At 65.4% G+C, this 11,400-nt stretch carries 10 protein-coding genes; 3 read left to right on the top strand and 7 right to left on the bottom strand.

What is annotated here, in order from left to right; genetic code table 11:
- Positions 1-178: 178 nt before the first annotated feature.
- Entirely contained in the window at positions 179-472 is a 294-nt protein-coding gene (locus tag PQR32_RS41610; protein WP_408241566.1) for a hypothetical protein, read from the bottom strand.
- A gap of 292 nt (positions 473-764) precedes the next feature.
- Here PQR32_RS41610 and PQR32_RS41605 point away from each other — a divergent pair, with 292 nt between their 5' ends.
- A complete protein-coding gene (locus tag PQR32_RS41605; protein WP_408241563.1) occupies positions 765-1,805 on the top strand; it encodes an AraC family transcriptional regulator in 1,041 nt (346 codons plus the stop codon).
- Positions 1,806-1,886: 81 nt separating this feature from the next.
- Here PQR32_RS41605 and PQR32_RS41600 read toward each other — a convergent pair whose 3' ends face one another.
- The 6 genes from PQR32_RS41600 to PQR32_RS41575 all read right to left on the bottom strand — a co-directional run bounded on the left by PQR32_RS41600 (position 1,887) and on the right by PQR32_RS41575 (position 9,524).
- A complete protein-coding gene (locus PQR32_RS41600; protein ID WP_132381976.1) occupies positions 1,887-2,741 on the bottom strand; it encodes an IclR family transcriptional regulator in 855 nt (284 codons plus the stop codon).
- Positions 2,742-2,839: 98 nt separating this feature from the next.
- Entirely contained in the window at positions 2,840-4,225 is a 1,386-nt protein-coding gene (locus tag PQR32_RS41595; protein WP_408241560.1) for an MFS transporter, read from the bottom strand.
- A gap of 117 nt (positions 4,226-4,342) precedes the next feature.
- Complete coding sequence (locus PQR32_RS41590; protein WP_408241557.1) at positions 4,343-5,176, bottom strand: sugar phosphate isomerase/epimerase family protein; 834 nt, start codon at positions 5,174-5,176, stop codon at positions 4,343-4,345.
- A gap of 40 nt (positions 5,177-5,216) precedes the next feature.
- The gene (locus PQR32_RS41585) at positions 5,217-5,828 is read right to left on the bottom strand and encodes an NIPSNAP family protein (protein ID WP_168791407.1); all 612 of its coding nucleotides are present in this window, start codon (positions 5,826-5,828) and stop codon (positions 5,217-5,219) included.
- Positions 5,828-7,621: an FAD-dependent oxidoreductase gene (locus PQR32_RS41580; RefSeq protein WP_408241554.1), complete on the bottom strand. Its 1,794-nt coding sequence runs from the start codon at positions 7,619-7,621 to the stop codon at positions 5,828-5,830. Before PQR32_RS41580 ends, PQR32_RS41585 begins: the two co-directional genes overlap by 1 nt.
- A 103-nt stretch (positions 7,622-7,724) precedes the next feature.
- The gene (locus PQR32_RS41575; protein ID WP_408241551.1) at positions 7,725-9,524 is read right to left on the bottom strand and encodes an FAD-dependent oxidoreductase; all 1,800 of its coding nucleotides are present in this window, start codon (positions 9,522-9,524) and stop codon (positions 7,725-7,727) included.
- A 143-nt stretch (positions 9,525-9,667) separates the two neighbouring features.
- Here PQR32_RS41575 and PQR32_RS41570 point away from each other — a divergent pair, with 143 nt between their 5' ends.
- Entirely contained in the window at positions 9,668-10,585 is a 918-nt protein-coding gene (locus PQR32_RS41570) for an NAD-dependent epimerase/dehydratase family protein (RefSeq protein WP_408241548.1), read from the top strand.
- A gap of 150 nt (positions 10,586-10,735) precedes the next feature.
- Positions 10,736-11,400, top strand: a 665-nt coding sequence (locus PQR32_RS41565; RefSeq protein ID WP_408241545.1) for a shikimate dehydrogenase family protein, incomplete at its 3' end; no start/stop codon positions are given.

Raw genomic sequence — 11,400 nt, 5'->3', positions numbered from 1 at the left:
GCGCCGGGTGTGCGTGCACACTCGCGCTTGGGGCAGGGGCGACGGGGCCCCTTCGGGCCCGTTCGCACCATCGCCGCTTGCTCTCAGGTTCTGCTGCTTTTATTAGCGATGCCGGCATGCATCGATCTGGTTCTCCCCGACTAAAATCCGGTCCTCGCGTTCCCGTGCCTCGACAGACTCAAGCCGCCGTGCGCGGCTTGAGCGCACTGCGCGCCATCTGCGCTTCGCTCGCGAGTCTTTCGAGAAGTCTCGTCAGGCGGTGCCGCTGGCTGGCAATCAGTTCGTAAGTCTCTTCCAGCGCCCGGATCCGTCTTTCCCAATACTCGTGGTCGAGTGGATATAGCCCGCCGGACGCGTCCCCACGCGTCAGGTGTTCCACCACGTTCTCGAGATGTTGCAACTGGCTGTCTACCAGACCAGCCGGACGCCGAGCGCCGCGTTGCACGGTCGGTTGCATGTTCGTGCCGCTCATCTTTGATACCCCGTGAATTGTCTGACGGCAAAGCGTGAACCTCCTACCCTTGCAGCGCGCGTAACGGATCGGCGCTGTTTCTGCGCGCAGTTGCGATTCCAATGAGGAGCGGCGGTCGACTGCCTGCCGCGCCGTCAGCGAAAACGATCTGCATCTCATCACGCAACATTAATGCCGCTTTTTTGTTAGGCTTGACCGTACGTCTCAAAATTAGACGACGGCGCGTGAAATACCCGCATATGCACGCCGCGGCCTCGCCGACACGCCTTTCTCGCTTGCAACAACCGATTCAATGAACCAGCGCACCCTGCCGCAACATCTGGCCGCGGCCGCCGCGGCCGATTCGCGCTCCGCCATTTCGACGAGCCGTTTCAGCACGCACGGACTGGCACCCGCCGAACAATTCCTCGCCTGGCGCCAGCGCGTGGGGCACGTGGTCGACGCGCCGCCGTCGAAGGCGCAGGTTGCCGCGGGATTTCGCGGCGAAATCGATTTATATGCGGTCGGCGGCATGGTTTTTACGGACTGCCGCACCGATTCGATGCTGCTGGAACGCTCGGTGGCCCGCGTATCCACCGACTCGCGGCGCGATTATGTATTTCAACTGTTCGTGGAAGGGGAAGTCGGCCACGTCACCGGCATGCACAAGAAACGCAGCGCGCCGGGTTCGGTGCCGGGCATTGTCGCGTTCGATCTGAACCAGCCGTTTCGCGCCGAGCGCCCCGAAAGCCGCCTTCTGAGCCTGTTCGTACCGGCCGCGGTGGTGGACGAGGCGTTGCGCGACGGCGCGGCGATTCACGGCCGCATCGTCCAGCAAGGCTCGCCCTTGACCGGCGTCGTGCTGGATCATATGACGGCGCTCGCCCGCGACATTGCGCGGCTCGATCCGGCCAGCGCCATCGATGCCCTGCAGGCGGGCACGCAGTTGCTAGTGGCCGCGTTTCGCAAGGAGGCGCGCCTGAGCGGCGCGGGCCGCGCCGCGCTGCAGGGCGCGGTGATGGGCCGGGTACGCCGCTATATCGAAGCCAATCTGCATCAGGGCGACCTCACGCCGACCAGCGTGGTTCAGGCGCTGCAACTGAAGCGCGCGACGATCTATCGCTGGTTCGAGCACGAAGGCGGTCTCGGCGCCTATATCCGCAATCGCCGTCTGCGCGAGGCGGCGGACGAACTGGTCCGTTATCCGCATTTGCAGGTGGCGGAAATCGCTTTTGGCCTTGGCTTTCAGAGCGCGTCCGACTTCACCCGCGCGTTTCGCCGCGCCTTCGACATGAGCCCGCAGGACATGCGCGCCCGCGCCTTCGACCTGCAGCAGGTGCGCAACGCGGCCTAGCGCTTCAGCCCGGCGACGCGGCCACATGTCCGCGCCCGCGGTCTTTCACAAACTCACGTGCCGCGCCAAGCCGCCCGAGGCTCAAGCGGCACGCGGCCGTCCTTTGCGTTTCGGTTCGACCGGCTGCACCACGGCCGCCACCGGCGCCACGCGCAGGCTGCGTTTGAAATACGGCGAACTCATGGTGGCCGCGCCCATGTCCGACGCGGCTTCGAGCAGGGCCGGCGCCAACTCTTTCAGACGCGCTTCCGGCAAGCGGCTGGTCGGGCCCGCGAGACTGACGATCCCCACCACCAGCCCGGTCAACGGATGACGGATCGCCGCCGCCATCGAGGTCATGCCCGCCTCGTAGGTTTCGCTCGCGACACCGTAGCCGCGCTTGCGCGCGCCCGCCAGGTCCTGCAGGAACTGCTGGATCGTTTTCGGCGCCTTCGGGCCGCGCGGCCCCGCCTTGCCGATGCCGCCCTGGCGCGACACGAGTTCGAGCGCTTCCTCGTCGCTCATGGTGGCGAGCCATGCCTGACCGCTCGCCGTGCAGTGCAGCGGCGGCTGGCTGCCCATGTCCGGGTCATAGCGCAAGCCGGATTTGGCGCCCTGCGCCTTGCCGACGAAGGTGATGTGATCGTCCTCCACCACACCCAGCCGCGCCAGTTCGCCCGACGCCGCCGCCAGCCGGTCGAGCACCGGCTGCGAAATATCCAGCACGCCGCCGGTGGACAGCCACATCAGCGCGAGCGACACCAGTTTGAGCGCCAGCACGTACTCGCCGTGCTCATCCTGCCGCACGTAGCCCTCTTCGCTCAACTCGGCCAGCAGCCGATGCGTGCCGCTGCGCGGAATGTTCAGCGTGTCGGCGATGGCGGCCAGCTGCATGCTGCCGCCCTGCTTCGCCAGCAATTCGATGATGGCCAGCGCCCGCTCCAGATTCCCCGCCATGTTGCACTCTCAATTCGATTTCGATGCCGAATGAGAACACGATTCCATAGCGGAACTCAAGGGCGCCCGCGTCTGACGCCGTTGAAAATCCGCCGAACTCAGTGTCCAATGCCCGCGCTGATCTGCAGCACCGGTCCGCGATGACGCGCGCCCTTGAGCAGCACCGCCGCCGCGCCCACCGCCGCAGGCAATGCGAGCGACGTGAACACCTGGCCGAAGCTCCAGTTCGCGTGCAGCATGCCGGCGCCCAGCATCGCCCCCGCAATCCCACCGAAGCGGCCAATGCCGAGCATCCAGCTCGTGCCGGTGGCGCGCATGCGGGTCGGATAGGAGCCCGCCGCCAACGCGCAGAATCCCGTGTTGGAGCCGTTCATGCAGTAACCCATGCCGAACGCCAGCACGCTGATCGCGGTGATGCCGTGGCCGGGCAAGCCCATGTACCAGGCCAGCACGCCGCCCGCGAACACCGTTGCGCCCAGCGCTCGATGCGGATTGAAGCGGTCCATCTGCCAGCCGATCGCGAGCGAGCCGATCGTGCCGCCCGCCTGAAACAGGGCGCCGACCACGGCCGCTTCGGCGAGCGTGAAGCCCGCGCCGCGAATCAGCGTCGGCAGCCAGCTGCCGAGCAGATATACAGTCAGCAAGCCGGCGAAGTAGCAGATCCACAACATCACCGTGCCGAATGCGTAGTCGCGCGACAGAATCAAACGGACCGGGCTGCGTTCGCGCTGCGGCGTTTCATGCGCGACGAAGCGCGTGGTCTGATCGGCGCTGCCAGGTTCGAGGCGGTTCATCACCGACACGAGCCGCGCGCGGCGTGCTTCCTTGAGCGCGAGGAAACGCGCGGATTCGGGTAGCCATTTGATCATCAGCGGCACGTAGAGAATCGGCAAGACGCCGCCGAGAATCAGCACCGAATGCCAGCCGTGCGACGCGATCAGCCATGCGCTCACGAACCCGCCGCCGGCCGCGCCGAGTGTGAAGCCGCAGAACACGGTCGTCACCATCAGCGCGCGGCAGCGTTGCGGCGCGTATTCCGCCATCAGCGTGGCGGCGTTGGGCATGGATGCGCCGAGACCGAGACCTGTGAGAAAGCGCAGCACCGTGAGTTCGCTGATGTTGCTCGCGAAGGCCGAGCCGAGACTCCAGATGCCGAAGAACAGCACCGCGCCCGTCATGACCGTCTTGCGGCCGAAGCGGTCCGCGAGCGGCCCCGCGCACAGCGCCCCGAACGCGAGGCCGAGCAGGCCGCCGCTCATCACCGGGCCGAGCGCATCGCGTGGAATCGCCCACGCGCTCGATAACGCCGGCGCGATGAAACCGACCATCACGGTGTCGAGTCCGTCGAGCGTGACGATGAACATGCACATCAGCAACACGAGAATCTGAAAGCGCCCGACGGGTTGTTCGTCGAGCAACTGCTGCACGTCAATGACGCGCGAAGCGGACGCGGGTTTCCGCGGCGCCTTGTGTGAAGGTTCCATCAGGTGTCTCCAGACTGTTGTTATCGTTATCGCTATCGATTGAGGTTGCCGGTCTCATGCCGCGCGGCATCTTTGGCGTGTGCTTCGGCGGACCGGCGTCGGGGAAGATGAAGCGGACTACGTCATCGCATAGGTCCGTTCGAGTACGGCGAGCGTCGCCTCGCGCAGCTTGCGGGCGCGCTCCACCGCGGGCGTGGTTTGAGCCCACCGTTGGGTCGGCACTTCGATACTGACCGGCAAATGCTCGGGCAGCGCGCGCAGAATGCCGCCAAGGTCGATACCGCCCTCGCCAGGAATCAGACGCTCGCAACGCGCCTGGTAAAGCAGCGTGTCGAGGTCAGTGGGACGCTCGGCCGGCGCGTCGCAAAACTGCACGTAGCCGAAATACTCGCGTGGCAACGCGCGCAATGCGTCGGTCGATGAACGCGCCCGGTCGAAGTGAATCGGATCGACAATCAGGCCGGTATTGCGCCGCGCCGCCGCCTTGACGATGCGCGCGCCCTGCGTGATGTCCTTCACGTCGGTCCACGGCATGGGTTCGAGCGAAGGCGACAGGCCGAGCGGCGCGGCGAGATCGCAGAGTTGCGCGAGACGCTCCGCGGTGCGCGCTTCGTCAGGATCGTTGCCCGCAACGAGCACGTAGCGCGCGCCGAGTTCGGCGGCGGTATCGAGCATCGGCTTGCAGGCGGCTACATCGGTGTCGGGCTTGAGCCGCAGAATTTCGACGTCGAGCACCTTGACGCCGGTGTCGCGCAAACACGCGAGCGTCTCGCGCTTCAACAGCGTTGGACCGATGATGTCGTAGCGTACTTCGTGATCGGTGGCGGGCAACAGGCGCAGCCCGACAAAGTCGTAGCCTGCTTCGGCCGCGCATTCCACCATCCGCGGCGGGCTCAGTTCGAGCACGGTCAACGCCGACAGCGAGAGCGCCCGTGAGTTGTGCTGGGTCATGTCGTTTCCTGATTACGATTTCGTCTCCGCGGGTCCGCGCTCAGCGTAACGGCGAGAACGGCGCCGGCACACAGATCGTCGACTCCATCGTGGTCAGATGCGCGGGGCCGCCCTTGGGCGGCCAGATACCGTCCTTCACCGCTTCGGCGCGAATCCGCGAACGTTCGTCGACGCTCGCATACGGCCAGATGTTGAGAAAACGCGGCACGTTGCCGTCGAGCGAATACATCGCGCCGACCAGCGGCGAACGCTGCGTCCGCTCGGGCACCGCTTTCTCCCATGCGTCGATGGTGTGCTGCAGGCTCGCGAGCTTCGTGCCATAAACACGCATCTCGTAGATGCCGCCGTAGACGGCCGGTTCGATCGGCGGCAGAAACGGAAAGAGCGAATAGCTGTCGATCTTCACGTCGGTGACGAATTCGCCGCAGCCGAATGGATTGCCTTCGAGCAGCATGCGTTTGCGCTCCGTGATCAACGCAGCTTCCGAATCGAAGCCGCGCAGCACCAGCACCTGGCCGAGCGCGCCGATATCGGAATACCAGCAGCCGAGCAGCTTCGAGCCCGGTTGATCGCCGCTTGCCTGAATGCTTTCGAAGACCTGCGCGTTCGCGCCGATCTTCACCGTTAGTGTCACTACGTCGTAGAGCGTCATTAGATGTGTCCTTGTGGCTGAATGGTGGTGTTCGTGGTGTTCGTGACGGCCGATGCTGATGCGTCTTTCGCGCCCTGCGCTACTTGCGCCGCCCGGGTTTCGCCAGCGATGGAAAGGCCCGCGAGATAACCGAAGGTCATCGCCGGACCGAGCGTGATGCCGCCGCTCGGGTAGCAGCCGCCCATCATGCTGGCGCTGTCGTTGCCGACTGCATAAAGGCCCGCCACGGCCTGGCCCGCGTGATCGAGTACGCGAGCGGTGGCGTCGGTGGCGAGGCCCGCGAACGTGCCGAGGCTGCCCGGCAGCAGCTTCACCGCGTAGAACGGGCCGGTTTCGAGCGGCGCGAGGCACGGACCCGGCGCGTGCCGCGCGTCGCCCTGCACGCGGTTGTACGGCGTCGAACCCTTGTGGAATTGCGGGTCGAAGCCATCCTTTGCGTAGCTGTTATAGGCCGCCACGGTGCTCTCCAATCCATGTCGATCGATGCCGCATTGCGCGGCCAGTTCGGCAAGACTGTTCGCGCGCTTCAGATAACCTGAGCGGCGATACGGCGCGGTGGGAAACGGAAACGGCTTCGAGAAGCCCAGCCCGTAGCGGCGCTGGAAACGATGGTCGCAAACCAGCCACGCGCAGACCTCCTCACCGGCAGGCGTGGTGCCGATCAGCGCGCTGACGAAGTCGTGATACGACGAAGCTTCGTTGACGAAGCGGCGCCCCGCGCGCGTCACCGCGATCACGCCCGGCTTCGCGCGCTCGATCAGATGCGGGAAAGCGACGTCCGCGCGCCCCTTGCCTTGCGGCACGAGCGAGACCGGTGCCCAGGCGGCGGGCGTTTCGAGCGATGCATCGAAGTGCGCGCCGATCGATTCGCCGAGACGGATGCCGTCGCCAGTATTGGTGAGCGGCGCGGCCGACCAGTGCTCGCGGCCCGACGGCGTATAAGCAAAAGTTTGCGCACGGCGCGCGAGGTCGTGGGGATAACCGCCGCAAGCCAGCACCACGCCACGCGCGGCGCGCACCTCGTGCGGCACGCCGTCGATCTCGACACGCGCGCCCACCGCGCGGCCGGCTTCGCGCAGCAACGCGACCGCCTTGGCGTTCGGGCGCAGATCGACGTTGAGATCGGCGGCGGATTTGAGCAGTCGCGCGACCAGCGCATTGCCGTTCACCAGGTGCATGGAGCGGCCATAGCGCAGCTTGTGGCCCGCGAACGCCGCGAGCCTGCGCAGCACGTGCCATGCGGAGCGCGGTGAACGCGTGGCGTTAAAGAAATGCGCGAGGTCCTGCCCAGAGCCGATCGCCATGCCTTTGAGCGTCACCACGCCGAGCGGCTCACGCAACCGCTCGATCAGCGGTCCCAGTTCGCGGCCGTCGAACGGCATTGCGCACACCGAGCGGCCACCCGTCATGGCGCCCGGCGTGGTATGAAAATCGGGAATGCGGTTGCCGTCGACGAAACGCATGGACGTATTGCGTTCGAAGAAGTCGATCATCTCGGGACCGTAGTCGAGCAACGCGTCGACCTTGTCCGCATCGAAGTGCGCGCCGAGTTCGTTGCGCAGATACGTGCGCGATGCTTCAGGCTCCTCGACAAGGCCCGCGCGCGTTGCGAGCGGGTTGCCGGGAATCCACATCCAGCCGCCCGACCATGCGGTGGTGCCGCCGAACACCGCGGCTTTTTCCGCGACCATCACGCGCAGTCCGCGCGTCGCGGCGGTGACCGCTGTGGCGAGGCCACCCGCGCCGGAACCCAGCACCAGTACATCACATTCGAGGATCGGATCGCGCTTCATTACCAGTTCGCTTCGTCGGTTGGGAATAGATCGTTTTCGATCTATTTTGTTGAATACTATTCCACTTTCTAATTTCATTCAAACCAGGCGCAGCCCTGGTTCGTCAGAGGATTTTTTCTTTGGCCCGCTGCGGGCTTGCGTCAGCAGAACCGAGCGGTGCAGGCGAAATCCTCGAAGCCGAAGCGGCTTTGGCGCGCGCAGCCGCATCGCGGCCGGCGAGATAGGCAAACGCGAGCCCAGGTCCCAGCGTGATGCCCGGACCGGGATACACGCCGCCCATCACCGATTGCATGTCGTTGCCGCAGGCGTACAGGCCGCCGATAGGTTGATCGTCGCGGTCGAGCACGCGGGCGCGCTGATCGCTGACCAGCCCGGTCGCCGCGCCGATGTCGCCGGGATAGAGCCGCACCGCGTAGAACGGCGCGCGGCCGATCGGCCCGAGACAGGGATTCGGTCCCGGCCAGTTTGCGTCGCCGTTGGCGCGCTGATAATCGGTCGTGCCGCGCTGAAAATCCGGATCGACGCCGGTCTTTGCGTATTCGTTGATGCCTGCGACGCTATCGGCCAATCCGCGCGGGTCGATGCCCAGCTTGCCCGCGAGTTCGTCGAGCTTATCGGCGCGTGTCAGATAGCCGTCGGCGAGAAATGGGGCGAGGCCTTTGCCGCCCGGACGCACCATGCCGAGACCATATTTGCGCAAGCCTTCGGCATCCGTGACGAGATACGCGGGCACGCGCGGCGACTGGCGATGCGCCTCCTGCATCGCGATACCGAACAGGTGATACGAGGTGTTTTCGTTGAGGAAGCGCTTGCCTGCCTGATCAACGACCACCATGCCTGGCTTGCCGCGATCCATCAGAAAGTGAGGGAACACCGCGGTCGTGCCGTCCTTGCGCTTGCGCACGGAGACCGGCGCCCAGAACGCGTTGCTCAACGCGCCTTCGCCATAACGTGCACCGACGGCGAGCGCGAGATCGTGCGCGCTGCCGGTGTGTCCCGGCGCGCCGGGACACCAGCTCGAATCGACGCCCGGCAGCATCGTGCTGCGCCGTTGCGGATGCCGGTTGAAGCCGCCGCTCGCGAGAATCACGCCACCTGTCACTGCGATTTGACGCCGCTGGCCGTTCTGGCTCAAAGTGATTCCGTCGACACTGCCGTTCGCGCCGGTGCGCAGCGTTTCGAGTTTCGTGCTCGTCAGCACGGTGACGTTGCGAGCCAGCAGCGAATAAAGCAGGCGGCCGATCAGCGCATTGCCCATCACGAGACGCGTGCCGCGTGGCCAGCTCATGCGGTCGCGCGCGTGGCGCGCGAGCAGCTTCACGGCATGGCGCAGGGACTTCAGCGACTTCGTCATGCCGAGCAGATGACCGACGTCGTCGCGATCGACCATCATGCCGCCGAGCACCGTGAATTCCGGAATCGGCGGACGGATCAGCGCGAAATGCTTGCCGAGTTTGCGGCCATCAAAAGCGAGCGGCTCCAGCGCGCGGCCGCGCAACGTCGAGCCTGCGAGCTCGGACAGATAGTCCGGATGAAACGGGCGCGCCCGATATTTCACGTCCGAATTCGCCTCGATATGCGCGACGGCTTGCGGGCCGGCTGTCAGAAACGCGCGACGCAACGCCTCGCTGCTGCGCTCCCCCACCGCGCGGCGCAGAAAAGCCTCGGCATTGGCGCTGCTGTCGTCCGGATTGACCGACGAGCCGTGCATCGAATCGGGAATCCACGTGGTGCCGGCCGAATAGGCCGTCGTGCCTCCCACGTATTCGGTGCTTTCCACCACCAACACACGGGCGCCTTCGATGGCAGCGAACAGCGCCGCCGACATCCCTGCCCCGCCGGCGCCGATCGCCACGACGTCGAACGTTTCGTTCTGCTGCAACCCGCTGAAAGTCTGCACCATGTCCTGCTCCTCTGCTCCTTGTCTGGGCCCGCGACGGATCGTTCGTCGCAGTTCGTCGACATCTATAGAATTTGCTTTGATTTCGGAATACTATTCCACAAACGAGAAAATGCAAAATATTTCTGCATTACGGAGGAAAGACGATGCGCGTATTGGTGACGGGAGGAAGCGGTTTTTTGGGGGCGTGGATCATGCGGCGCCTGCTTGGCAAAGGCATCGACGTGCGGGCGTTCGATCTGCGCGCCGATACGCGTCTGCTGGAAGCGCTCGCGCCTGAGCAAGCCGCAACGGCGCAATGGGCGAGCGGCGACATTGCGAATCCAGCCGATGTGTCGCGCGCATTGAGCGGCTGCGACGCGGTGATTCATCTCGCGGGCGTGCTCACGCCGGCCTGCGCGCTCGATCCGGTGCGCGGCGCGCAAATCAATCTGATCGGCACGCTCAATGTTTTTGAAGCCGCACGTGCGGCCGGTTTGAAGAATGTGCTGTATGCCAGCAGCGCGGGCGTCTTCGGGCCCGATGACGGCGCCGTGCCTTTTCCGCAGACCTTTTACGGCGCGTTCAAGCTCGCCTGCGAAGGCGCAGCGCGCGCGTACTGGCACGACCACGGCATTGCCAGCATCGGCTTCCGGCCGCTCGTCGTGTATGGCGCCGGACGCGAGACCGGCTCGAGCGCCGGACCGAGCCTCGCGTGCCGTGCCGCGGCGCGCGGCGAGCCGTACACGATTCCGTTCACCGGTTCGACAGGGCTCGTTTTTGCGGACGATGTCGCCGCCGCTTATGAAGCCGCCCTCGTGCAGGCGCCGCGCGGCGCGCATGCGTTCACCCTGGCGGGCGACATCGTTTCGGTGGATCAGGTCGTCGAGCGTATCGGCGTGATCGTGCCGGGCGCACGTATCGATACGGCCGGCGCGCCGTTACCGATCGCCACGTCGTTCCCGGTCGATGCGGCTCTTGAGGAGTTGCTGCCCGGTCTGCCGCACACCTCGCTTGACGAAGGACTACGTCAGACCGTGGATTTCTATCGACGACTTGGCTTACTTCGCATTCACGCGAAATAATTTTATTGTTGAATGCTATTCCACAAAAAGTTAAAGTTCACGGAATTCACCAACCGGTTTTCTGCAACCCGTTCGCGCGGAACCCACTCAAGCAAGATCGCCCGGCATCGCGCAAGATGAAAACCGGGCAACACTCTGGAGACATACACCATGACGCAACCCGACGCCCCTTCTTTTTCCACCTCGCTGGATGAAGGCCTCAGCGGCGCCACGCGGGTGATTTTCATCGTCGGCGATCCGATTGCGCAGGTCCGCTCGCCATCCGGCGTGACCGCCGCTTTGCGCACCGCCGGACGCGATGCGCTGGTCGTCCCCGCGCACGTCGCGCCCGCCGACCTGCCCGCGTTCTTTGCGGGCGTGACGCCCATGCGCAATGTCGATGGCGTGATCATTACCGTCCCGCACAAGTTCAGCGCCACCGGGTATTGCGGCTCGCTCACCGAACAGGCGAGCTTTCTCGGAGCGGTCAACACGTTGCGCCGCGCGGCGGACGGCAGTTGGCATGGCGGCATGTTCGACGGCAACGGCTTCGTCGCGGCGCTCGTCGATGCCGGTTGCGATCTGCGCGGCCAACGCGCGCTGCTGGTCGGCGCGGGCGGCGCGGGTTCCGCGATCGGACATGCGCTGATTCAAGCGGGCGTGGCCTCGCTCGACGTGCGCGATAACGATGCCGAACGCACGGCGTCGCTGATCGGCCGGTTGAATGCGCTCGGACAAGGTGAAGTGCACAGTGCGGCCGCTTCCGTGGATGCGAATGCGTACGACGTGGTCGTCAACGCGTCGCCGCGCGGCCTGCGAGCGGACGCCCCCGTGCC

Source organism: Paraburkholderia dipogonis, from assembly GCF_046027395.1.
Classification (GTDB): Bacteria; Pseudomonadota; Gammaproteobacteria; order Burkholderiales; family Burkholderiaceae; genus Paraburkholderia; species Paraburkholderia dipogonis_A.
This window is presented reverse-complemented; position numbering and strand designations above follow the sequence as displayed.